21 protein-coding genes are annotated in these 23,769 nt (G+C 59.1%); 10 read left to right on the plus strand and 11 right to left on the minus strand.

The annotated features are described in order from the left end of the window. Positions 1 to 62: 62 nt before the first annotated feature. Complete coding sequence (locus ACR3EM_RS03820; protein ID WP_480469486.1) at positions 63 to 1,253, minus strand: phosphoglycerate kinase; 1,191 nt, start codon at positions 1,251 to 1,253, stop codon at positions 63 to 65. A gap of 136 nt (positions 1,254 to 1,389) precedes the next feature. On the opposite strand from ACR3EM_RS03820, the gene ACR3EM_RS03825 reads away from it, so the two are divergent. Both ACR3EM_RS03825 and ACR3EM_RS03830 read left to right on the plus strand, forming a co-directional pair. After that, entirely contained in the window at positions 1,390 to 1,896 is a 507-nt protein-coding gene (locus ACR3EM_RS03825) for a peptidylprolyl isomerase (RefSeq protein WP_480469487.1), read from the plus strand. Continuing rightward, on the plus strand, positions 1,889 to 2,437 hold the full coding sequence (locus tag ACR3EM_RS03830; RefSeq protein WP_480469488.1) for a peptidylprolyl isomerase: 549 nt from the start codon (positions 1,889 to 1,891) through the stop codon (positions 2,435 to 2,437). The genes ACR3EM_RS03825 and ACR3EM_RS03830 overlap by 8 nt, the downstream gene beginning before the upstream one ends. A gap of 39 nt (positions 2,438 to 2,476) precedes the next feature. On the opposite strand, the gene ACR3EM_RS03835 is transcribed toward ACR3EM_RS03830, so the two are convergent. The 7 genes from ACR3EM_RS03835 to ACR3EM_RS03865 all read right to left on the minus strand — a co-directional run bounded on the left by ACR3EM_RS03835 (position 2,477) and on the right by ACR3EM_RS03865 (position 8,598). Continuing rightward, positions 2,477 to 3,319 (minus strand): alpha/beta fold hydrolase, encoded by an 843-nt coding sequence (locus ACR3EM_RS03835; protein ID WP_480469489.1) that lies wholly within the window; start codon positions 3,317 to 3,319, stop codon positions 2,477 to 2,479. A 103-nt stretch (positions 3,320 to 3,422) separates the two neighbouring features. After that, positions 3,423 to 4,112, minus strand: a complete 690-nt coding sequence (gene aqpZ, locus ACR3EM_RS03840) for an aquaporin Z (RefSeq protein ID WP_480469490.1) — start codon at positions 4,110 to 4,112, stop codon at positions 3,423 to 3,425. Positions 4,113 to 4,311: 199 nt separating this feature from the next. Next, a complete protein-coding gene (locus ACR3EM_RS03845; RefSeq protein ID WP_480469491.1) occupies positions 4,312 to 5,043 on the minus strand; it encodes an NAD-dependent epimerase/dehydratase family protein in 732 nt (243 codons plus the stop codon). Positions 5,044 to 5,241: 198 nt separating this feature from the next. Further along, positions 5,242 to 5,742, minus strand: a complete 501-nt coding sequence (locus ACR3EM_RS03850) for a bactofilin family protein (protein WP_480469492.1) — start codon at positions 5,740 to 5,742, stop codon at positions 5,242 to 5,244. Further along, positions 5,732 to 7,057 (minus strand): DUF5930 domain-containing protein, encoded by a 1,326-nt coding sequence (locus tag ACR3EM_RS03855; RefSeq protein WP_480469493.1) that lies wholly within the window; start codon positions 7,055 to 7,057, stop codon positions 5,732 to 5,734. Before ACR3EM_RS03855 ends, ACR3EM_RS03850 begins: the two co-directional genes overlap by 11 nt. A 178-nt stretch (positions 7,058 to 7,235) precedes the next feature. Next, the gene (locus ACR3EM_RS03860; protein ID WP_480471890.1) at positions 7,236 to 8,054 is read right to left on the minus strand and encodes a ferritin-like domain-containing protein; all 819 of its coding nucleotides are present in this window, start codon (positions 8,052 to 8,054) and stop codon (positions 7,236 to 7,238) included. Positions 8,055 to 8,136: 82 nt separating this feature from the next. Next, positions 8,137 to 8,598, minus strand: coding sequence for a peroxiredoxin (locus ACR3EM_RS03865; protein WP_480469494.1), 462 nt, complete (start codon positions 8,596 to 8,598; stop codon positions 8,137 to 8,139). Positions 8,599 to 8,667: 69 nt separating this feature from the next. Between ACR3EM_RS03865 and ACR3EM_RS03870 the strand changes: the two genes are divergently transcribed. The 4 genes from ACR3EM_RS03870 to ACR3EM_RS03885 all read left to right on the plus strand — a co-directional run bounded on the left by ACR3EM_RS03870 (position 8,668) and on the right by ACR3EM_RS03885 (position 15,214). Beyond that, positions 8,668 to 12,051: a YhdP family protein gene (locus tag ACR3EM_RS03870; protein ID WP_480469495.1), complete on the plus strand. Its 3,384-nt coding sequence runs from the start codon at positions 8,668 to 8,670 to the stop codon at positions 12,049 to 12,051. A 45-nt stretch (positions 12,052 to 12,096) separates the two neighbouring features. After that, positions 12,097 to 13,143 (plus strand): tRNA preQ1(34) S-adenosylmethionine ribosyltransferase-isomerase QueA, encoded by a 1,047-nt coding sequence (gene queA, locus ACR3EM_RS03875; protein ID WP_480469496.1) that lies wholly within the window; start codon positions 12,097 to 12,099, stop codon positions 13,141 to 13,143. A gap of 107 nt (positions 13,144 to 13,250) precedes the next feature. Then, positions 13,251 to 14,525: an MFS transporter gene (locus tag ACR3EM_RS03880; RefSeq protein ID WP_480469497.1), complete on the plus strand. Its 1,275-nt coding sequence runs from the start codon at positions 13,251 to 13,253 to the stop codon at positions 14,523 to 14,525. A 107-nt stretch (positions 14,526 to 14,632) separates the two neighbouring features. After that, the gene (locus tag ACR3EM_RS03885; protein WP_480469498.1) at positions 14,633 to 15,214 is read left to right on the plus strand and encodes a DUF924 family protein; all 582 of its coding nucleotides are present in this window, start codon (positions 14,633 to 14,635) and stop codon (positions 15,212 to 15,214) included. Here the strand turns inward: ACR3EM_RS03885 and ACR3EM_RS03890 are convergent. Then, on the minus strand, positions 15,211 to 15,645 hold the full coding sequence (locus tag ACR3EM_RS03890) for a hypothetical protein (protein WP_480469499.1): 435 nt from the start codon (positions 15,643 to 15,645) through the stop codon (positions 15,211 to 15,213). The two genes, ACR3EM_RS03885 and ACR3EM_RS03890, sit on opposite strands and share 4 nt — an antisense overlap. 203 nt (positions 15,646 to 15,848) lie before the next feature. Between ACR3EM_RS03890 and lpdA the strand changes: the two genes are divergently transcribed. Continuing rightward, complete coding sequence (gene lpdA / locus ACR3EM_RS03895; protein WP_480469500.1) at positions 15,849 to 17,243, plus strand: dihydrolipoyl dehydrogenase; 1,395 nt, start codon at positions 15,849 to 15,851, stop codon at positions 17,241 to 17,243. A gap of 133 nt (positions 17,244 to 17,376) precedes the next feature. Here lpdA and ACR3EM_RS03900 read toward each other — a convergent pair whose 3' ends face one another. Next, the gene (locus tag ACR3EM_RS03900) at positions 17,377 to 18,762 is read right to left on the minus strand and encodes a dipeptidase (protein WP_480469501.1); all 1,386 of its coding nucleotides are present in this window, start codon (positions 18,760 to 18,762) and stop codon (positions 17,377 to 17,379) included. 300 nt (positions 18,763 to 19,062) lie between these two features. Here ACR3EM_RS03900 and hemA point away from each other — a divergent pair, with 300 nt between their 5' ends. From hemA to ispG, 3 genes are all read left to right on the plus strand, one after another. Continuing rightward, positions 19,063 to 20,286 (plus strand): 5-aminolevulinate synthase, encoded by a 1,224-nt coding sequence (hemA, locus tag ACR3EM_RS03905; RefSeq protein WP_480469502.1) that lies wholly within the window; start codon positions 19,063 to 19,065, stop codon positions 20,284 to 20,286. 129 nt (positions 20,287 to 20,415) lie between these two features. Further along, on the plus strand, positions 20,416 to 21,630 hold the full coding sequence (locus ACR3EM_RS03910) for a helix-turn-helix domain-containing protein (protein ID WP_480469503.1): 1,215 nt from the start codon (positions 20,416 to 20,418) through the stop codon (positions 21,628 to 21,630). A 70-nt stretch (positions 21,631 to 21,700) separates the two neighbouring features. Next, entirely contained in the window at positions 21,701 to 22,822 is a 1,122-nt protein-coding gene (gene ispG / locus ACR3EM_RS03915; protein WP_480469504.1) for a flavodoxin-dependent (E)-4-hydroxy-3-methylbut-2-enyl-diphosphate synthase, read from the plus strand. Positions 22,823 to 22,992: 170 nt separating this feature from the next. Here the strand turns inward: ispG and ACR3EM_RS03920 are convergent, their stop codons facing one another. Continuing rightward, positions 22,993 to 23,703, minus strand: coding sequence for a CHAP domain-containing protein (locus ACR3EM_RS03920; RefSeq protein ID WP_480469505.1), 711 nt, complete (start codon positions 23,701 to 23,703; stop codon positions 22,993 to 22,995). Between the last annotated feature and the right edge of the window lie 66 nt (positions 23,704 to 23,769).

Raw genomic sequence — 23,769 nt, forward strand, 5'->3', positions numbered from 1 at the left:
CACAGGTGATTCGCCTTGTGAATCCCCTGTGACGAAAAAGCTGAGGCCTGAGCTTTGGGCGCTTATTGATCCAATGCTGCCACGCCCGGCAAGGTCTTGCCTTCCATCCATTCCAGGAAGGCGCCGCCAGCGGTGGAGATATACGAGAAATCGGCTGCCGCGCCGGAGGCGTTCAGCGCTGCGACCGTGTCGCCTCCGCCAGCGACCGAGGTCAGTTTGCCATCGCGGGTCAACGCTGCGGCTTTCAGGGCGGCGGCGTTGGTGGCCGCGTCGAACGGGGTGAGTTCGAATGCGCCAAGAGGGCCGTTCCAGATCAGGGTCTGGCTTCTCTCCAGCACGTCGGACACTGCGGCGACGCTTGCGGGGCCTGCGTCCAGGATCATGGCGTTCGAGGGGCATTGATCAGCGTGCAGGACCTGATGCGGCGCATTGGCCTCGAATGCCTCGGCCACGACGATGTCACGCGGCAACACAATGGTGCAGCCTGCAGTTTCGGCCTTGCTCAGGATTTCGGCGGCTGTATCGGTCATCGTGTGTTCTGCAAGGGACTTGCCGACGTCGACGCCTTTGGCCACCAGGAAGGTATTCGCCATGCCACCGCCAATAACCAGGTAATCAACCCTCTCGATCAAGTTGCCCAGCAGGTCCAGTTTGGTCGACACTTTTGCGCCCCCGACAACTGCGGTGACAGGCCGCTTGGGCGCGCCTAGAGCGGCCTCAAGGGCGCTCAGTTCCTGTTGCATCAGGCGACCGGCGCAGGCGGGCAGCAGGCGGGCAAGCGCCTCGGTTGAGCTATGGGCGCGGTGCGCGGCTGAGAAGGCATCGTTGCAATAGATATCGCCCAGTTTGGCCATGCCTTGGGCCAGGGCGACACTGTTCTTGGTCTCTTCAGCATGGAAGCGGGTGTTTTCCAGCAGAAGAACTTCTCCGTCATCCAGTGATGCGGCAGCGGCTTCTGCTTCTGGCCCGACGCAATCATCGGCAAAACGAACCGGCGTGCCGAATGCGGCCTCAAGGGTGGGAACCAGTTGTTTCAAAGACATCTCGGCAACGCGTTCGCCCTTGGGGCGTCCGAAGTGCGCCAGCAGGATCGGCTTGCCACCTGCGGCGAGGATGTCGCGTACGGTGGGCACGATGCGCTGGATACGCGTGTCATCCGTGACTGCGCCATCTGCGACGGGAACATTGATATCCACGCGCACCAGAACCCGTTTGCCGTTCAGATCCATATCGTCCAGAGATTTCCAGCCCATCGCGCTTGTCCTTGCCCATTGCATCCAGTGTCAGGCGGTTCTTTTCCTGCATTTTGCCCTCAGGTCAATGCGTCACTTGGCATTCGTGCGCCCGCGTCATAGGTATTTGCGCAAGTTTCAAAGACAGGAGGGCCACATGGCCGAGATCAAAGACCCCGAAAACACAATCATCGTCGAGCTGAAAGACGGCAATGTCGTCATCGAGCTCTTGCCTGATGTGGCCCCTCAGCATTCGGCCCGCATGAAAGAGCTGGCCCGTGGTGGTGAATATGACAACGTTGCTTTCCATCGCGTGATCGACGGGTTCATGGCACAGACTGGCGACGTGCAGCATGGCGACATGGAAGACGGGTTCAACCTGCGCATGGCGGGCACCGGTGGTTCGTCTCTGCCCAACGTTCCGGCTGAGTTCTCGAAACTGCCCCATGATCGCGGAACGCTGGGCGCCGCGCGCTCGGCCAACCCGGATTCGGCCAACTCTCAGTTCTTCATTAACTTCAAGGACAATCACTTCCTGAACGGCCAGTACACCGTCTATGGCCGCGTCATCGAAGGGATGGAACATGTGGACGCCATCACCCGTGGCGAGCCGCCTGCAAGCCCTGACCGCATGATCAGCGTCAAGGTGGCCGCCGATGTATAAGCTGGCCGCCGCGTTTGCACTGCTGGCCAGCCCGGCGCTGGCCACCGGTCTTGAAATCGAAATCGAAGGTGAAGGGGCCAATGGCACCGTCACCGTTGATCTGTTCGAAGACCTGGCACCTAAACACGTTGAACAGATCACCGCCCTGGCTGCTGCCGGTCAGTATGATGGCGTGGTGTTTCACCGCGTGATCGACGGCTTCATGGCACAGACCGGCGATGTTGAGTTTGGCCGTATCGGTGGCGACATGCGTCGCGCGGGTACCGGCGGTTCGGATCGTCCCGATCTGCCTGCCGAGTTTTCGGACTACAACTATGATCGCGGCGTTGTCGGTATGGCGCGTGCGCAGGATCCCGATAGCGCGAACTCGCAATTCTTCATCATGTTCGAGCCTGGCCCGTTCCTGAACGGCCAGTATACGGTTGTCGGTCAGGTGACAGATGGCATGGATGTGGTTGATGCGATCAAGCGGGGCGATGGCCCGAATGGCGCTGTGATCGGTCAGCCTGATGCGATGAAAAAAGTCACCGTTACGGAATAAGAAGTAAGCCCGGCGCTGGTTGCGGCGCCGGGCTTTGGACTATTGATCAATAAAGTCCCGGATTGCCTTGGTATATCCCTCCGCGTCCTGAAAAGACGCAAAATGACTCACATCTTCCAGAATCAGAAGATCGGCACCGGGGATGGCCTCGGAGATAGCCTTTGAATGTTCGGTCAGGATCGCTTCGTCATGTGCGCTTTGCACGACCAGCGTGGGGACCGTAACCGATGCCAACCCTTCAAGGCCGCCGGGCTTTTCCGTCGCCCACATGGCCGCGACTCCACCCAGAAACGCTTCGAACCCATCCGGGGTAGGTGACATCTGGGCATAATCCTCTGCCATCATGCCGACATAGGTGCCGAAAACTGCGTTGGTTTCGACCGACGGGTCGATACCGTCCAGCGTGACGTTGCCCGCATGGGCGAAGTGGCTGGCCAACCGATCCGGTGCGGTGGTCGAAATCGTATAGCCGATATTGGCGCCGTCCGACCAGCCGACCAGATGGACCTGATCGATGTCTAAGTGATCCAGCAGAGCCAGATAATCCCGCGCCAGAAGATCATAGGCATAGGTGCTGCCGTCGTTGGTCGAGCGTCCGTGCCCGCGTGTATCCGCAACGATGACAGAGTGATCCTGCGCGAGGTCCGCCACCTGCGCTGCCCAGATATCCCCATGCGCGAGGCCGCCATGGATCATCAGGATGGGAATGCCGTCGCTCTCTCCATAGGTGGCGTAATACATGTCGATGCCGTTAACCTCGGCGGTGCCGGAGGTTGCGGCTTTGGGCATGGCCGGGGCCTGTGGAATGGTCAACCATTGCTCGTTGGCCCAGCTGGCCGAGGCCAAGCAGCCCAGAAACGCCGTTGTGATGAGCTTGTTCATTGCGTCCTCCCAAATCATTGGCGCGACGCTGGATACCGCCGCCCTGTCGCGCGATGGTATCGCGATTTTCAGGGCGGCGGGTAGAATTTATCTGACGTCCAAGTCAGTCGTCGGTTGTCATAACCTTCCAGATCAGCGCGCCAATCGCGCCACCGATCAATGGTGCCACCCAGAACAGCCAAAGCTGCGCCAGCGCCGGACCATCGGCAAACAGCGCCACGCCGGTTGAGCGGGCGGGGTTTACAGATGTGTTGGTCACCGGGATCGAGATCAGGTGGATCAGTGTCAGCCCCAATCCGATTGCTATCGGGGCGAATCCGGCGGGGGCTCCGCTGGAGGTCGCGCCCAGGATGATCACGATGAAAAACGCCGTGAGGACGATTTCGATCACCAGGGCAGACATCATCGAATACCCTTCTGGTGACGCCTCGCCATATCCGTTGGAGGCAAAGCCGCCCACACCCTCAAACCCCGGCGCGCCACTGACGATCAGATAGAGAACGGCTGCCGCAACGATGGCGCCGATTACCTGAGCGATCCAATAGGGGATCAGATCCTTGGCGTCGAACCGCCCGCCGATCATCAGCCCGAGGCTGACCGCCGGGTTGAAGTGCCCGCCCGAGATATGACCGACAGCGTAGGCCATGGTCAGTACGGTCAGGCCAAAGGCGAAGGATACGCCCAGCCAGCCGATGCCCACATCGGCCACACCCGCGGCCAGCACCGCGCTGCCGCAACCGCCCAGCACCAGCCAGAACGTGCCGAAGAATTCGGCCATGAGTTTTGATGACATGGAATCTCCTCCGAAAAACAATGGCTTTAAGGGTAATTCAAAAAATACTTTTTGTGAAATTGTGAATGGTCGGGGAATTCCGGCTAAGATACGTCAGATTGGAGGCGTTGTTGCGGAGCTTGGTTCCGTGTCCGGTTGATCAAGAATGTTTGTTCTGCGTCCTCTTCGACCGGTTCTGCATCGCGACCGAACGTCGATATTAGGCAGAGGGTATCGGGAAGGTCGAAAATGCGTCATCCTGTGGCGCGTATCCCAGAACTTTGCAGGTTTCGGTCAAATCTAGCCGTTTGAAACGATTGTTTGAGATTCCGTGTGCAATGAAACTCCCGTTAATCTCAGCTAGAATTGCTCGATCAATCAGGTGAGTTGCATCACGATGGCTAAGCCAAGCGCTGAGATCGCGCTTGGTTTCAAGCGGCGGGCCGTCAGCAGGCTCGAACGCCCCTATTCGCAAGGAAACGCAGGACATACCGAAGCGCGTTGCGTAGAGTGAACACAGAGCTTCCCCATAACACTTGGAGACACCGTAGAGATTGGCCGGAGCGACGGCCATCCCCGGCACAATCTGTCGGTCTACAGGGTATCCTTCGATAGTTTGCGCGCTGCTGGCATAGACGAAGCGACTGACCTCTGCCTTACGAGCGGATTCAATCAAATAGGTTGTCGCCAAGATATTGGCGGGCAGCACATCGTCAAATTCAGCGTCTGGATCTGGCACGCCAGCAAGATGCACAACCGCGTCCACGCCCTGGCACAATGCGTCAGCGGCATTTACATCAGAAAGATCAGATTGCACAAAGCGATGCGGACCCGGGACCGGTTGCGTAGGCTCCTTCATATCAGTCAGCACAAACTCATAGCGCTCCTGATACGCGGTAAAGAATGCCTGGCCGATCCGACCGGATGATCCAGTAACCAAAACCTTCCGCATTGTTTGTTCCCTCTAGCTTTACGAAACGGCTGCTAGTCCTAAAGAAGTCGCTGGCCAAAGGAAAGTGGACTTTCAGTAGAGCGGCCTCTTCGTCCACATTACGGTCATTGCCAAGCTTAGGCGAACAACTCCAAAACAAAAAACGCCGCAGGTGGTCCTGCGGCGCCAATTGATTTTGCTACTTCGTTGACCGGAGCGTTACTGCTTCACTTCCGCCGCCGGGTTGGCACCGGATTTGCCACTGCGGCCCGGATTCAGCGGGTCGTCCTGACGCTGTACAGAACCTTCGAAATGTGCGCCGCTTTCGATGGCGATGGTCTTGTGGATGATGTCGCCTTCGACACGCGCGGTCGAGGTCAGACGGACCTTCAGGCCGCGCACACGGCCCACGATACGGCCATTGACCACGACGTCATCTGCGGTGACTTCGCCCTTGATGGTCGCAGTTTCGCCGATGGTCAGCAGGTGGGCGCGGATGTCGCCTTCGACAGTGCCCTCAACCTGGATATCGCCCGAGGTCTTCAGGTTGCCGGTGATGTGCAGATCCGACGACAGGACCGATGCAGGTGGCTTGGCCTTGGGCGGAGTGCTGGCCTTGGTTTCAGCCGGTGCGGGCGCCGCCGGAGTGGCCGGTGCGGCCGGTTTTGCTGCCTCAGTCTCTTTCGATCCGGGCTCGTTGATTTTGCTCTTAGAAAACATTTCTCGCAGCCTTGATGTAAGTCATTGGGTTTACAGGTATTCCGTTCACGCGCACCTCATAGTGCAAATGCGTGCCGGTCGACCGTCCGGTGCTACCCATATCAGCAATATGATCCCCGCGCGAGACCCTTTGACCAACCTTTACGCGTAACTTGGTGTTATGAGCGTAAAGTGTCTCAATCCCGAACGCGTGCCTGATCTTGACCAGCCGTCCAAAGCCCGATTGCCAGCCCGCATGGGTGACGACTCCGTCAGCGGTTGCGAAGATATCAGTGCCCTGCGGACCCGCGAAATCTGCTCCGTTATGCATACGGCGTCCACCGGTCTTGGGGTCGCGACGGGTGCCGTAGCCGCTGGTGAAGCGAACTGCGGCGCGCACCGGGCTGGCGAAGGGGGCCTTTTCGGCAGCGATGCGATAGAGGTTCAGCTGGTCCATCTGTTCCAGCAGGATATTGGCGCGGATCTGGTCGGGGGTCAGTTCCTCACCGCGTGTGCTCAGGGATAAAGGGGTCAGCGGACCGCCCATACCGCTATATCCGCGCCGAACCTCTTCGAGGATACGATCTGTTGGCATGCCTGCGCTGCGGAACATCTTGTCCAGCGGTTCGACCGAGATCAACATGGCCTCTTCCAACTGGCGGAAGATCTCATCGCTGCGTTCCTGCATGAGGCGAATTTCAAGCTCAAGCTCATCCTTTTGATCCAGAGCTCCCTGTGCGTCGGCAGCGATCTGGTCGCGTTGCGCCGCAGTGCGCGCCAATGCGTCGGTCATGAATGCCATCTGCGCCGGATTGGCCGAAGCCATCACATAAGCTGCATCTCCTTTGGCGCTTTGTTGCAGGTCGGCCAGCTCAATGCGGGCCTCTTCACGCTGCTTCATGGTGGCGCGCAGGGTGGTCTGGATAACCTCGATTCCCGTTTCCAACTCGCGACGGCGATTTTCCGATTCCAGCAGTTCGGATTGCATGGCCGAGACCTGCTCAAGCGCTGCATTGAAACGCTCATGGGCGGCCAGAGCCTCTGCTGCGCGGGCGTCCCGTTCCGATGACAGGATGTTCAGGCGTTCCTGATATGTGGCCTGATCGCGTTTGGCCTGCTCGCGGAAATTGCCCGATCCGATGCTGTCCATCAGCAGGATCGAGGTGGCAATCGCGGTCCAGGCGACCATGATGCCGACCCCTGTCACGGCCGCGATCTGAGTCTCAGAGCTCAGCCGAATGAACCGTGTGTCATTGTCGGATTTCAGAAATACCCGGCGTTCAGGAAAGTGCCGCTCGAGCAGTGAGTGTAGTTTGATTGCCAGACGTGTCCGCACGCGTCCTACCTCAGTTGTCCCCATATCCCGGAGCCGATCGTGAGTAAGTAGCCGCTCCTTGGGGCGATTGCATAATGCGGACGGATCATTCGGGCAAGTTTGTTAACCAATTCACAGCCCGAACCGGGGGTTTCCCGCAGGCGATCGGCGGGAATTTGCCTAGACCGGGCGTTTGCGGTCAGTCTGCCACACCTCCGGGCGGTGGCAGATCTTCAGTCAGAGGCCAATAGAAATCGGGTGGCAGGCCGGCCTCGGCGCGTTTCTCTTCGTTGAAGGGAGGCTTCAGTGCGCCGTGGAAATAGCGGCGGACGAGGTCGTGAAATACATCTTTGGGATCGGCGTTTTCACGTCCGCACAGGAAGTGGAACCATTTCGAGCCATAGGCGACGTGGCCGACCTCTTCGGCATAGATCACTTCGAGCGCGGCGACAGCGTCATCAGCTTTGGCTTTGCGGAAGATGTCGATCATGCCCGGGGTTACGTCCAGCCCGCGCGCCTCGAGCACCATGGGAACCACGGCGAGGCGGCCCATCAGATCGTGGGCGGTGTCTTCGGCGGCGCGCCACATGCCCGCATGGGCGGGCAGGGCGCCGTAGTGGCTGTCCATCTGCTCAAGGCAATCGCAGACCATCTCGAAGTGGCGCGATTCTTCTTCGGCGCATTTTACCCAGTCGTCGTAGAAACCGATGGGCATCGGGACATGGCCGAACCGGGCGATGATGTCCCAATGCAGGTCCACCGCGTTCAACTCAATATGCGCGACGGCGTGCAACAGCGCGATCCGTCCTGCCTCGGACCCCGGTCTGCGGCGCGGCACATCGCGGGGTGACAGGAGTTCGGGCTTATCCGGACGCGCGGGCGACAAGGGCGGTTCTGCCGTGCCGATCTCGATTCCCGGCGTTTCGCCGTTGCGGGCGGCAAACCACGCGGCGGCATGGCGTTTGGACAATGCGGTCTTTGCGCGCCCGTCTGCTGTGGTCAGAACCTCGGTCGCCATTTCGGTCAGTGTTTTCGCCACGGTCGCCCCCTGCGCTGCATCGCGCGGGGCATACCCCGTATGTCCGCGCGGGTCGAGAGGGTCAGAGCGCCTGCACAGCCTCCAGCACTTCGTCGACATGGCCGGGCACTTTCACCTTGCGCCAGACGCGCGCGATCTTGCCTTCGGCATCGATCAGAAAGGTCGAGCGTTCGATGCCCATGGATTTCCGGCCATACATGTTCTTTTCGACCCAGACACCGTAATCCTCGCACACGGTCTGGCCTTCATCGGATAGCAGCGGGGTCGTCAGCCCATGTTTGGCGACAAACTTGTCATGCTTGGCAACCGTATCACGCGAGATGCCGAAAACGTTAGCGCCTGCGTCACTAAATGCTTGAAGCTGTTCCGAGAAACCGATGGATTCCTTGGTGCAGCCCGGCGTATCATCGCGGGGGTAGAAAAACAGAACGACGGCGCGGCCACGCTGTTCCGACAGGGTCACTTCTCCGCCGCCGTCGCGAGGCAGCGTAAAGTCTGGGGCGATGTCTGAAACGTCGGGCATATGAAAACTCCGGCTGAGAAAATTAACGGTTGGCTCATATCATAGGGCGCCGCGAGCAGGTTGAAAGGCGTGGAACGCAAATTGGTCCAGCAAGATCAGCAGGATGAGACTGAGAGCGGCAAGAAGCCGCGTCGCCGGTCGCGTCGGCGGACGGCTGGCCTGTGGGCCATGCGCGGCGTCTTTGTTCTGGTGTTTTTGGGGCTAGTGACCGGATTCATGGTGGTCGGGCAGCGGATGCATGCTCCGGCCTGGGTGCGCGACCGTGTCGAAGCACGGCTGGACAAGGCATTGGGCGGCGTGCAGGTCCGGTTCGGCGACGTAAGTTTCATCATTCATGAGGGGTGGCGGCCGCGTCTGCGCCTGACGGATGTGCGCATCAGTGATGCGGCCGGGCAACAGATAGCCGAGGTGTCGGACCTACGCGCCAGCCTAGCGATGCGGCCATTGTTGCGGGGCCATGTTCGGCCCAAGCGGATCATCCTGCAGGGCGCGCAGATCGCACTGACACGAGGCGAAGATGGTGCGCTATCTCTGACCGTGGGCACCGGCAGTGCGCCGGTTGGCGAGGCGCCGAACCTTGCGCAGTTGATCGAGGCCTCGGATGAGGTGTTTCGATCCCCCGCGCTGTCGGCGCTGACCTCGGTTAGGCTGGATTCGATCACTCTGGACTATCGTGACCTGCGGCTGGGTCGATCGTGGGTGCTGGATGGCGGCCATATTCAAGCCACCCGCAGTGCGCGCGAGGTACGGCTCGCCACCGGTTTCTCGGTACTGGCCGGGCGCGATTATGTCAGCGGGATTGAGGCGAACTATACCAGTTCACTGGACAGTGCAGCGGCGCAGTTCGGTATCTCGATCACTGATCTGCCTGCCGAAGATATTGCCGGACACAGCCCCGCGCTGGCCTGGATGCAGGTGTTGCGCACGCCGATCTCGGGTGCCTTACGCGGGAGTGTCGATGCCGATGGCGCGCTCGGGCCGGTCTTTGCCACACTGAACCTTGGAGAAGGGGCGGTACAGCCAACGCCCGAGACCCGCCCGGTCCGGTTCGATTCGGCGCGTACCTATTTCACCTATAACCCGCAGCAGGAAGTGTTGGACTTCAACGAAATCTCCATCCACTCCGCCTGGGGCGAAGTCCATGCCGAGGGTAAGGCGTTTCTTGAAGGGGTCGAGGCCGGGCGTCTCGACAGTATGGCCGGGCAGTTCCGGCTGAGCGGGATTGAGGTCAATCCGGCAAACCTGTTCCCCGAAGCGCTGAACCTAAAGCGCGCGGATGTTGATTTTCAGATGAAACTTGCGCCCTTCCGGATGCGCGTGGGGCAGATGACGGTCGAGGATGGCGCGCATCGTCTGCGGCTCAGCGGTGCGCTGGCCGGGTTGTCCGACGGATGGTTGGCCGAGGTTGACGCGCAAATCGACCAGATGAACTCGGACCAGTTGCTGAACTATTGGCCCGAGCGTCTGGCCCTCAAGCCGCGCCTTTGGGTGACCGAAAACCTGCATTACGGAGAAATGTCGGATCTTGACTTCGCCTTGCGCCTGCGCCCCGGCGAAAAGCCTGACATCTACGCGGATTTCGAGTTTGAAAACACCAGTCTGAGATTTGCGAAAACACTGCCTCCGGTGCAAGACGCGCAAGGACAGGCCAGCCTGCTGAACCGGCGGTTTACCGTGACCGCGCAAAAAGGCGTGGTGGTTGCTGATCAAGGCGGGCAGGTAGATGCCGCTGGCACCTCTTTCATCATTCCCGATACCGGCATCAGGAAATCGACCCCGGGTATCGCGCGGATACAGGCGCGTGGCAGCGTCACGGCGGCACTGTCTTTGCTGGACCGCCCTCCGTTGTCGCTGCTGACCAAGGCCAATCTGCCGGTCGATCTTGCCGATGGACAGGTCAGTATTGACGGCACGCTGTCTCTGCCGCTGATCAAGGGGCTGACGCTGGAGGATACACGGTTTCATTTCGACGGCACTCTGGCGGATCTCGATAGTGATAAACTTGTGCCGGGGTTCGAGGTCAGTGCGGATCGGTTGAACCTGTCCGGAGATCAGACCGGGGTCTCGATTGACGGACAGGGTCTCTTTGGGGTGGTACCGGTCACGGCCCTTTGGCAGCAACCTATCGGAGGGGATAAGGCGCAGCGCAGCACGCTGAGCGGGCAGATCGAGCTTTCGCCTCGTCTGATGGATCAGATCAACGCCGGTTTGCCGCGCGGCATGCTGACGGGGCAGGGGGTGGCGGATTTCTCGTTGGGCATAGGGGCAGGCGATCCTCTCAAACTAACGGCGCAATCCGATCTGGTGGGTGTCACACTTGCGATCCCCGAACTTGGCTGGCGCAAGGCGGCGGCGACCAGCGGCTCTTTGACAGCCGAGGCAACGCTGGGCGCAAATCTGAGTGTCGATTCCCTGCGGATCAATGCCGCTGGGTTGCGAAGCGCGGCCTCGATTTCATTCCATGATGGGGCTTTTGATCGGGTCCGGTTCAGTTCGTTCGAGATCAGAGATTGGCTGGCCGTTCCTGCCGAGCTGATCGGACGTGGGGCCGCGCTGCCTGATATTCGGGTCCTGGGGGGCGTGCTGAATCTGGGCAAATCGACCTTGGGCGAAGGCGGCGGCGAGGGGGGCGCTGGCGGGCCGGGGCCGAAGATGGATGTCACGCTGGACAGGTTGCAGGTAACCGAAACGGTTGCACTGACAGGGTTGACCGGTTCGTTCCAGACCACCGGAGGGCTGACCGGTGCCTTTGCCGCGCAAGTGAATGGTGGTGCGCCGATCAGGGGGCAGGTGTCTCCGCGTGGCGGTCGCAGTGCAGTTAGCCTGACCTCTGAGGATGCAGGTGCCGTGATGCGGTCCGCGGGTCTTATCACTCAGGCGCGCGGCGGCAACCTGCAGGTGCAGCTCGACCCGATTGCCGAGCCCGGAAACTATGATGTGGACCTGCGAATCGAGAATACGCGGATCAAGGATGCCCCTGCGATGGCGGCCCTGCTGAATGCGATCAGCCTGGTTGGCTTGCTGGACGAAATGGCGGGGCAAGGGATCTTCTTTTCCGCGATCGAAAGCACGATGCGCCTCACGCCGACCGAGGTGAAGGTTTTAAGTGGCAGTGCCGTCGGCCCGTCGATGGGCCTGTCCTTCGATGGCACCGTCGACACTGTCGCCGGGAGGCTGAACCTGCGCGGTGCGATTTCTCCGATATATCTGTTGAACGCGATTGGAAGTGTTTTGACCCGGAAAGGGGAGGGTGTGTTTGCGTTCAACTACACACTGACCGGGCCGCTGGCCAATCCGAAGGTGTCGGTGAACCCGTTGTCAGGCCTTGCCCCGCTGTTTCTGCGCAACCTATTGCGGCAGCCGGCGCCAACCGTCTCGGATGGTCCGAACGCAACGCCCGACCGATCCGAGCGCCCGCATCCCGCCTTCCAGTCGCGCGGGGAAGATCGCTGATCTCAGCAGTGGCCGAATCTTTAGCGGCATTGTATTGGCGCGGCCATGAAACTCAGCGATTTCGACTTCCACCTGCCTGAACACCTGATTGCCACGCGGCCTGCCAGCCCGCGATCCTCGGCGCGACTGCTGGTGGCGCAGGGTGATGACATCCGCGACCGGCATGTGTTCGACCTGCCTGATCTGTTGCAGCCCGGCGACCGTCTGGTGCTGAACGACACCCGTGTCATCCCGGCGCGGCTCAACGGGCGACGTCACCGTGACAGCGCGCAAGGTCCGGTCTCGGCCGCAATCGAAGCGACCTTGCTTGAGCCGCAGGCCGATGGCAGCTGGACCGCGCTGGTAAAACCGCTGAAGAAGGTCAAACCGGGAGAAGAGATCGTATTCTCCGATGACCTGAGCGCCACCTTGGAACGGGTCGCCGACGGGCAGGCCTATCTGCGGTTTAATCTGACAGGTGAGGATTTCGACAAAGCGCTGGAACAGGCCGGAGCGATGCCGCTGCCGCCATACATTGCAGCCAAGCGTGCGGCGGATGAGCAAGACAAGACCGACTACCAAACGGTCTGGGCACGCCATTCCGGGGCGGTTGCGGCACCGACCGCCTCGCTGCATTTTGATGATCCTTTGTTGCAGGCCCTCACCGCGCGTGGGGTGGAGTTCACCCATGTCACCCTGCATGTTGGCGCTGGTACGTTTCTGCCTGTGAAGGTCGAGGATGTTACAACGCACAAGATGCATGCCGAATGGGGGTGCGTCAGCCCTCAGGCCGCTGCCGAGATCGCCGCGACCAAGGCCGCAGGCGGGCGCGTCATTCCGGTGGGCACGACCGCGCTGCGCCTGATTGAAAGCGCAGCAAGGGGCGGAGAGATCACCCCATGGGAAGGTGAGACCGACATCTTCATCTATCCCGGCTTCCAGTTTCATGCCGCCGATGCTTTGATGACCAATTTTCACCTGCCGAAATCTACGCTGCTGATGCTGGTCTCGGCGCTGATGGGGCAGGACCGGGTGCGTACGATCTATGACCATGCAATCGCGGGGGAATATCGGTTCTTCTCGTATGGCGATGCATCATTGTTGATCCCCTGAGGCGCGGATTTTCGGTTAGCGTCCTCACAATGTCGTAGACAAGCGCGACGCAGGCTGTAAGTGGGCATCAGGTAAACTGAAACTACTTTGGCATTTGGATAGGCAGCATGCTTCAGGTTCTTTCCAGCGCTTGGGCGCTTCTTCTTGGAATGGGATTGCTGATGATCGGCAATGGCCTGCAGGGCACGTTGCTGGGTGTGCGGGGCGATATTGAGGGGTTCTCGACCCTTGAGATGTCGTTCGTGATGTCTGCTTATTTCGTGGGCTTCCTTGGCGGTTCGCGCCTTGCGCCCGAGATGATCCGGCGGGTGGGGCATGTCCGCGTGTTTGCGGCGCTGGCCTCGTTCATCTCGGCCGTGATGATCATGTATCCGATGCTGACGGACCCGATTGCCTGGTCTCTGGGCCGGGTGGTGATCGGGTTCTGTTTCTCGGGCGTGTACGTGACTGCAGAGAGCTGGTTGAACAATGCGGCCAGCAACGAAAACCGGGGGCAGGCGCTGTCTCTGTATATGATCGTGCAGATGGCAGGTGTGGTCAGTGCGCAGGCTTTGCTGCTGGTCGGAGATCCCGCGGGGTATGAGACTTTCGTGATCGCATCGATCCTGGTTTCGGTCTCGTTTGCCCCGATTCTGCTGTCGATCTCGCCGACACCGGCTTTTGAGACTACCAAACCAATGACATTGCGCAAACTGATGGAGACATCACCACTGGGTTGTGTGGGGATGTTCCTGCTGGGCGGCGTGTTTTCGGCCCAGTTCGGGATGAGCGCGGTCTACGGCGCGCAAGCAGACCTGTCGCTGGTCGAGATTTCGACTTTTGTCGCGGCGTTTTACATCGGCGCGGTTGTGCTGCAGTATCCGATCGGTTGGATATCGGACCGTGCGGACCGGCGTATCCTGATCATGTTGGTGGCAGCCGTTGGCGGCGTCGGGGCCTTGATCGGCATGTTTTTCGGGGCAGGATCATTCCCGATCCTGCTGCTCTCAGCGTTTGCGATCGGGGGCATGACGAGCCCGCTCTACTCGTTGTTGATCGCCTATACGAACGATTATCTGGAATATGACGACATGTCCGCCGCCTCTGGCGGGCTGATTTTCATCAACGGTCTGGGCGCTATTGCAGGCCCGGTCATCACGGGTTGGTTGATGGGCGTTGGCTTGCTTGGCCCTGCCGGGTTCTTCCTGTTCATCGCGGCGCTGATGTTCGCCATGGCGATCTATGGTGCGTACCGTATGACTCAGCGCGCTTACGTGCCCGTGGATGAGACCGGAGCCATCGCGCCGATTTACCCGACCTCATCCCCGGTTGCGCTTGAAGTTGCACAGGAAGTTGTCATCGAAGCGGCCCAGGAAGAGCAGGATACGCAAGAACCTGCCTGACGCCGGATTTGTGACTTTTGTGTTGCAATATGTTACTGTCACAAATCTGTAAAAGAGATTTAAATGACGCTACGTCCCTGGGGAGGACAATTACGGAGTTTAGGGCAATGGTTGCTCCTGAAAAAGTATTGAGTTTTTGGTTGGATGAGGTTGGGCCCAAGGGCTGGTACCTGCAGGATGAGGCGCTGGACGAGCAGATCCGCGACAAGTTTCTGTCAACTTGGAAGGCCGCGTGCGAGGGAAAATTCTCGCTCTGGCTGACCTATCCCAGCGGTGCGCTGGCTTATATTATCCTTATGGATCAATTCCCTCGCAACATGTTCCGCGGCAGCGCCAAGGCGTTTTCATCGGATCGTGCAGCGTTGGCGGCTGCGAAATGTGCGGTCGACAAGGGATGGGACATGAAGATTGACGAGCCGGCGCGGCAGTTCTTTTACCTGCCGATGATGCATTCGGAAAATCTGTGTGATCAGGAGCGCTGCGTGCGCCTGATGCACGAGCGGATGCCGCAGGCCGGCGAAGGAAATCTTCTGCACGCTCGGGCGCATCGCGAAGTGATCCGCAAGTTCGGTCGTTTCCCGTATCGAAACGATGCACTGGATCGCAGCACAACTGAACACGAAGCCGCATATGTCAGCAACGGTGGCTATGGCAGCACCGTTCGTGAGTTGCAGGCAGCTGCGACCTAGGTTGCGGGCGTGCACCCTCTGACCGACTGAAGGCCGTGGGTCACGCTATCCACCGTGGTGGTAATGGCGTGATCGATCAGATCTTCAGGAGAGTCCACCAGGCCCGCCAGTCGGGCCTGTGTTTTTTCCAGACCTTTCTCCAACCCGTTCAACCGCTGCAGTGCTGCATTCAGTTGTCGTGCCGTTGCAGGATCAGATGCATCATCCTGCGCGCGAATTGCAGCCATGTCGCTGCGCAACGCCGCAAGCTCTCCGCGAAGGCCCTGCGCCTGATCTCGTAACGGTGTCACCAACTGCAGGTTTTCTGCAAAACCGGTTCGGATATTGTCGACCGACTGCGCCAGCTTCCAACCCAAGAACAGGCACAGGGCCAGCAGGATCAGGGTGGCGTTCAAAAGGGCAAGCAAAAGATCTTTGAGTGTTTTTGCCATCATGGCCTCTCTCAAATACACAGGTTTGGAAACGAATTGGTTCGGTTCTAGCCTTTGGTGAGGCGTGGGTATAGGCTGAATTCAGCGCCTGACGGGCGATTTGACCCCGCGTCACATATGTCGCGGGCGGAGTTGTTGATGCGCTGTGAAAAATAGTTTAACGGTAAACTAGTTTTGAAACCGATCTGCGCCGAGAGGGACACATGGCTGCAAAATCTTATGATCTGATCGTAATCGGGGCCGGCCCCGGAGGCTATGTCGCTGCCATTCGCGCAGCCCAGCTGGGCCTGAAAACCGTCGTTGTCGAGCGTGAGCATCTGGGCGGCATCTGTTTGAACTGGGGCTGCATCCCGACCAAGGCGTTGCTGCGCTCGTCGGAAGTCTTCCATCTGATGGAGCGCGCTAAGGATTTCGGCCTCAAGGCAGACAAGGTGGGTTATGACCTCGACGCGGTCGTCAAACGCTCGCGCGGGGTTGCAGCCCAGCTGTCGGGCGGGATCGGTCATCTGATGAAGAAGAATAAGATCGACGTCGTGATGGGCGAGGCGACGATACCTGCGAAAGGGAAGGTCAGCGTCAAGACCGACAAAGGCTCCGAAGAACTGACGGCGAAGAACATCGTACTCGCAACCGGCGCGCGGGCCCGCGAACTTCCCGGTCTGGAGGCGGATGGTGATCTGGTCTGGACCTATAAACACGCGCTGCAGCCGCCCCGGATGCCCAAGAAACTGCTGGTCATCGGCTCGGGCGCGATCGGCATCGAATTCGCCAGTTTCTACAACACGCTGGGCGCAGATACGACGGTGGTCGAGGTTATGGACCGCGTGCTGCCGGTTGAAGACGCCGAGATCAGCGCCTTTGCCAAGAAAGCCTTTACCAAACAGGGCATGACCATCATGGAAAAGGCGATGGTCAAGCAGCTGGATCGCGCCAAAGGCAAGGTGACTGCGCATATCGAGGTGAAGGGCAAAGTAGAGAAGCATGACTTCGATACGGTAATCTCGGCGGTTGGTATCGTGGGGAATGTTGAAAACCTGGGGCTTGAGGCTCTGGGCGTAAAGATCGACCGCACCCATGTGATCACTGATGAATTCTGCCGTACCGGTGTCGATGGGCTCTATGCCATTGGCGACATCGCGGGCGCGCCCTGGCTGGCGCATAAAGCCAGCCACGAAGGTGTGATGGTGGCTGAATTGATTGCGGGTAAACACGCGCATCCGGTCAAGCCCGAAAGCATAGCGGGTTGCACATACTGCCAGCCGCAGGTCGCATCGGTAGGTTATACCGAAGCGAAGGCCAAGGAGCTTGGTTTTGACATCAAGGTCGGTCGCTTCCCCTTTATCGGCAACGGCAAGGCCATCGCCTTGGGCGAACCTGAAGGAATGATCAAAACCATCTTTGATGCCAAGACGGGTGAGTTGCTGGGCGCACATATGATCGGCGCCGAAGTCACCGAGCTGATTCAGGGCTATGTGGTTGGTCGTCAGTTGGAGACCACCGAAGAAGACCTGATGAATACGGTCTTCCCACACCCAACGCTGTCAGAGATGATGCATGAGAGCGTTCTGGATGCCTATGGGCGTGTGATCCACATGTAAGGGAAGGGGGCTCTGCCCTCGCCGCGGCAAGCCGCGACTCCCCCGGGATATTTATGGCCAGATGAAGCAGGGGATCCGGTCTTCATCTGGCCGAAAATATCCCGGAGCGCGAGGCAGAGCCTCGCTGGAATCCTTATTTGTTCAGCGCATCCAAAATGCGGGCCCAGGAGCGGATACCTTTGTGGAAGCTTTTGACGTCGTATTTTTCGTTCGGCGAGTGGATAGCGTCGTCGTCATTGGCATAGCCCACGAGCATTGAATCCAGCCCGAGCACGGTATCGAAATAGCCGACGACCGGGATCGAGCCGCCCATGCCGGTAAAAACGGCCTCGCGATTCCATTCGTCGGAAAGCGCGCCGCGTGCTGCTTCGAATTCCGGGCGGTTGAGGTTCATGACAGAAGCGGGCGAGCCTTCGAGGTCGTTGTCCCAGACGACTTTGACGTCAGGGGAAAGACGCTCTTCTACGTGTTTGCGAATTTTGTCGCGCAGTGCGTCTGGATCCATGTCACCGACAAGGCGGCAGGTGATCTTGCAATGCGCTTCGGACGGAATAACGGTTTTTGACCCTGCGCCATTATAGCCACCCCAGAGTCCGTTAACTTCGAGCGTCGGGCGTGCCCATTGCTGTTCCAGGGTAGAGTAGGCTTTTTCACCGTGAGGCTGGGTGTAGCCGACCGAGTTCAGATATTCCGCCTCGTCGAACCCGCAATTTTCCCATTGGCGTAATTGGTCGGCAGGCACCTCATGAACGCCTTCATAGAACCCTTCAACGGCGACACGCCCGGTTTCTTCGTCATAGAACGAGGTAACGATGCGAGAGAGTTCGCGCAGCGGGTTCAGGCCGGGTCCTCCGTAATGGCCCGAGTGCAGGTCGATGCGCGGGCCGATAATGGTGAATTCATCTTTCAGCATCCCGCGCAATTGTGATGCGATCGAAGGCACACCACGAGAGACCATCGAGGTATCGCAAACCAGCGCCAGATCTGCCTTCAACTCTTCCTTGTTCGCTTCGAGGAACGGCACCAGCGAGGGTGAGCCGGATTCCTCTTCGCCCTCGAAGAAGAATGTGATGCGGCAGGGCAAGGTGCCGTGGACAGCTTTCCACGCCCGGCAGGCCTCGACAAATGTCATGAGCTGGCCCTTGTCATCCGATGCACCGCGCCCGCGGATTACATCCCCATGTTCGGTTTGTTCCAGTGCCGGATCAAACGGGTCGCGGTTCCATAGCTCAAGCGGGTCAACCGGTTGCACATCGTAATGGCCATAAAACAGGACATGCGGCCCGTCGCTGTCTTCGCCAACATGGCCTACCACCATCGGGTGGCCTGGGGTCGGGCGTTTCTCGGCCGCGATGCCGAGGCTCTGCAGATCGGCCACCAGCCAGTCAGCGGCCTTGTCGACATGCTCTTTATAGGCGGGGTCGGTAGAGATTGAAGGGATGCGCAGGAACTCCATCAGGCGATCGATAGAAGGGGTCAGATCAGTGTCGATCCGGCTCAGTACGGCGTCAAGCGACATGGGGCTCTCCTGAAAAGTGCTGAATTCGGGCAGAGCCTAGCAGCATGGGCGGGGCCGTCCAGCAGGATTCTGGGGCAAAGGCATAGGGGCGGCCTGCGTCGTTTCCTCGCGTTTTCTGGCCGTAACTTTGCTTGTCGGTTCGGGCGTTAGGCGTTATTTGATGCAAATCAAAGTTGGGTTCAACGTTTCGGCGGTAGGCAAGTCGGACAGATGAACGCGACGCCACATTTGCAGAAACCCTGTAGTGTAGCGAAAAAAGTAGTCCGGAGGTATGATGGCCGGGCATCCAAGGAGGGTCCGGTGGACTATACTGCTCAGCTCGATACAGCGATCGCCAAGCTGCATGACGAAGGACGTTACCGGACCTTTATCGATATTGAACGCCGGAATGGTCATTTTCCGCATGCGGTGCGGACCTGTCCGGACGGGTCGCAGCAGAACATCACCGTGTGGTGTGGCAACGACTATCTTGGCATGGGGCAGAACCCGGTTGTTTTGAACGCCATGCACGAGGCGGTCGACGCGGCGGGCGCGGGCTCGGGCGGGACGCGCAATATTTCGGGCACCACCGTTTATCATAAGCGGCTGGAGGCTGAGCTTGCTGATCTGCATGGCAAAGAAGCCGCGCTGCTGTTTACCAGCGCCTACATCGCCAATGATGCCACGCTTTCGACACTGCCCAAGCTGTTTCCCGGCCTGATCATCTATTCCGACGCGCTGAATCATGCCTCAATGATCGAAGGCGTGCGCCGCAATGGTGGGGCAAAGCGTATCTTCCGTCACAATGACGTCGCTCATCTGCGCGAGCTGATGGCGGCGGATGATCCGGCTGCGCCCAAGCTGATTGCGTTTGAATCGGTCTATTCCATGGATGGCGATTTTGGTCCGATCGAAGAGATCTGCGACCTCGCTGATGAATTCGGCGCGCTGACCTATATCGATGAGGTTCACGCGGTCGGTATGTATGGCCCGCGCGGGGGCGGCGTGACCGAGCGGGATCGTCTGGCCCATCGGATCGACATCATCAACGGAACACTGGCTAAAGCTTATGGTGTCATGGGTGGCTATATCGCGGCCAGCGCCAAGATGTGCGACGCGATCCGGTCATATGCACCCGGCTTCATCTTCACCACCTCGCTGCCACCTGCGGTTGCAGCAGGGGCGGCGGCGTCGGTGGCTTATCTGAAAACCGCGCCCGAGCTGCGCGAACAGCACCAGACACAGGCCAGCATTCTCAAGCTGCGTCTGAAGGGACTGGGCATGCCTCTGATCGATCACGGCAGTCACATCGTGCCAGTAATCGTGGGCAACCCCGTCCACACCAAGAAGTTGAGCGATATGCTGTTGGATGATTATGGTATCTACGTGCAGCCGATCAATTTCCCGACCGTTCCGCGCGGCACTGAACGCCTGCGGTTTACCCCGTCTCCGGTACATGGACCTGACGAAATGAACCGTCTGGTTCAGGCGATGGACGAACTTTGGTCACATTGTGCGCTAAATCGCGCCGAACTTGCTGGATAACCTCACGCTAAAGTGTGCAACGAGTTTGCTGCGTGTTAGGCTTACGCTAACAAAACTGGCAGACGAATCGTTTAGGGTCGATTCGCTGACGGCGCGTAACACGCGACAGGCAAAGATGGGGCAGCAGGAATGATTGGGCGCAGATCACAGCGCGATTCCGGAGAAGACATGGACGTCAGACCGAAAGGGTTTGATGACTATGAGGTGCGACTTGGCGATGTCATGCGCGGCGAGCGTGCGACGATGGGCAAGTCTCTTCTGGACGTACAACGCGAACTGCGGATCAAGGCCAACTATATCGCCGCTATCGAGAACGCTGACCCGGACGCCTTTGACACTCCTGGCTTTATCGCTGGCTATGTGCGGTCCTACGCCCGTTATCTGGGTATGAACCCGGATGAGACGTTCCAGACTTTCTGCAAGGAAAGCGGTTTCGAGGTTGCTCATGGCATGTCGGCTGAGGCGTCAGTCGTTAAGAAAGCGCAAGGCGGTTTGCCTGCGCGTGGGCCGATGGGGCGCGACCCCTTTGTTTCGCCCAACACTCCTTATATCCCCGGCCGCGAATCCGTTGTCAGCCAGATTGAACCACGGGCTATTGGTTCGACACTGGTTCTGCTGGCTGTCATTGGCGGCATTGGCTATGGCGGCTGGTCGGTCCTGAACCGTATTCAGCAGGTACAGGTTAGCCCGGTTGAACAGGCACCCGTCGTCCTGACCGATCTCGACCCGCTTGATGCGGCACAGGTGCGGTCGGATGAGGTTGAACTGGCCAGCGTGGACACTCCAAGCTCCGAAGCGCTGGATCGTCTGTATCGTCCGCAGGCGCTGGATGTGCCTGTTCTGGTGGCGCGTGACGCCCCGATCTCGACACTCGATCCGCGCACGGTTGGCACTTTCAGCCCGCCAGAACCGCCGCAGATTCAAGTGACAGAAGTTCACACGGTCGAGCGTCCGGAGTTGCCGCAGGTTGTTGAGAAGATTGACACAAACCTGAAAATCGTTGCTGTGAACCCGTCGTGGATGCGCGTCACGGCTGCCGATGGCAGTGTCATTTTCGAAGGGACGCTCGGGACGGTTGAACAGGGTAGCACGTTCGAGGTCCCGCTTACGGAAGAGCCGCCGCAGTTGCGCGCAGGTGCGTCGGGCTCCGTCTATTTCTCGATGAATGGTGAGCATTTTGGCCCGGTCGGCGCGCCCGGCACGGTGACCAAAGGGGTCGTGCTGTCGAAAGATTCGGTGGCCGAGAACTTCACCGTGGCCGATCTTGAAGCCGATCAGAACAGCGCGCTCAAGCAATTGGTGGCCGAGCTGCAGACCGAGGCGACAGAAGCGCCCGCCGAGTGATCTTGGCATTGCTCCTTGGGGGTTGGCGAACTATCTAAGGCGCAACTCAGGCTGATCCGGATCGATCCTCATGTCGCTCAATCACGTGCGCCCGTGGCGCAACATCTATCGCCGCAAATCCCGTCAGATCATGGTTGGCAACGTGCCCGTCGGTGGCGACGCGCCGATTGCCGTGCAGACCATGACCAACACGATGACCACCAATGTCGCGGCGACTGTTGCACAGGTACAGGCGGCGGCAGAGGCGGGGGCGGATATCGTGCGCGTCTCGGTTCCGGATGAGGCATCGTCGAAAGCGCTGAAAGAGATCGTGCACGAAAGCCCTGTGCCCATCGTCGCCGATATTCATTTCCATTATCGCCGCGGCATTGAATCCGCTGAGGCCGGCGCAGCCTGCCTGCGTATCAACCCCGGCAACATTGGCGATGAGAAGCGTGTGACAGAGGTCATCGCTGCCGCGCGCGACCACAACTGCTCGATCCGGATCGGGGTGAACGCAGGGAGTTTGGAAAAGCATCTGCTGGAGAAATATGGCGAGCCGTGCCCCGAGGCGATGGTTGAAAGCGGGCTCGAGCATATCCGCATCCTTGAGGACAACGACTTTCACAATTTCAAGATCAGCGTGAAGGCCAGCGACGTGTTCCTGTCGGCCGCGGCCTATCAGGGCATTGCCGAGGCCACAGACGCCCCCATCCATTTAGGCATCACCGAGGCCGGAGGGTTGGTCAGCGGTACGATCAAATCGGCCATCGGTCTGGGCAACCTGCTGTGGATGGGTATTGGCGACACGATCCGCGTCAGCCTGTCCGCCGATCCGGTGGAAGAGGTCAAGGTGGGCTATGAGATCCTGAAATCTCTGGGCCTGCGCCATCGTGGGGTGAACATCATTTCATGCCCTTCTTGCGCGCGGCAGGGGTTTGACGTGATCAAAACGGTTGAAGCGCTGGAGCATCGGCTGGAACACATCAAAACGCCCATGAGCCTGTCGATCATCGGCTGCGTTGTGAACGGCCCGGGTGAGGCGCTGATGACCGATGTCGGTTTCACTGGCGGCGGGGCAGGGTCCGGTATGGTTTATCTGGCGGGCAAGGCCAGCCACAAAATGTCGAACGACCAGATGATCGATCACATCGTGGAAGAGGTCGAGAAGAAGGCGGCTGAGTTGGACGCGGCGGCTGAGGCCGCAGAATAGCGCCGCAACGAAACAAACTCCGGTGAAACCGAGATCGCTGCGGATCGCAAACAGACTATGCCACCGTTCAGCTTTCTTACGCGAGAGGCTGTTATCTCTGATTTACGACCGTGACGAAGATCGCCTGTGGCGCATTCCTGAGCTATTTGGCGGCGCGAGGAGAAATTGGGTTACTTGCCAAATTTCGGGTATATGAACCCGTTCACCGGATAGTTGCTGCCATATTGTCCCGGTTGGCTTTCGACACGGACCAGCGTCCAATCATTGTTTTTGGATACGTCCTTGACGCCCATTTTCAACGATACTTTGTTGCGGTGCCAGTTGGCGTGGTTGATGATGACTTCGCGCTCAGTGACGATATCGGATACGACCGCCACATGGCCCAAAGGCATTCCGCTGGTTGCCCGAAACGACATCACCGAACCCACAATCGGTTCGTTGCCCCGGTCAAAAGCACTACGCGCTTTCCCCCACCAGTCTTTGGCATTGCCGCGAATTTCGATGCCGCTGAGGTTTCGTGCGTAGGGCACACACCACACTCTTTGCCCCTGGGCCTGCTTTTTAGAGACCTCTTGCAGCGCCATTGCCTGACGTTCCGGATCGAGATCCACTTCGTTCGGGTTCTTAGCGCAGGCGGAAACAAGAGCAATTATCCCCACCGCAATTGCAGCGCGGGCAGACAGGCGTGACCTGATCGTATTTGTTTTCCGAGTGTGGTTTTGCAAGAAACTTCGGTGCCGGTTTGAGTGGTAACCGAGTTCTAGTGTGATCTTGCGGGTGATGAAAAGAGGCCCGTTAAAACCCGGCAATTTTTTGCCAGTTCTAAATGCCGAATGTGACCCAATAGCCGCGCTGGACAGTTCGCTCACGTCCTTTGTCACGAATGGTGCGCTTGGTCAGTCAGCTTGCAAAAAAAGTTCACATCCAAAAAAAGGCGGCTTTGTAAA

Source organism: Ruegeria sp. AH3 (assembly GCF_056536265.1).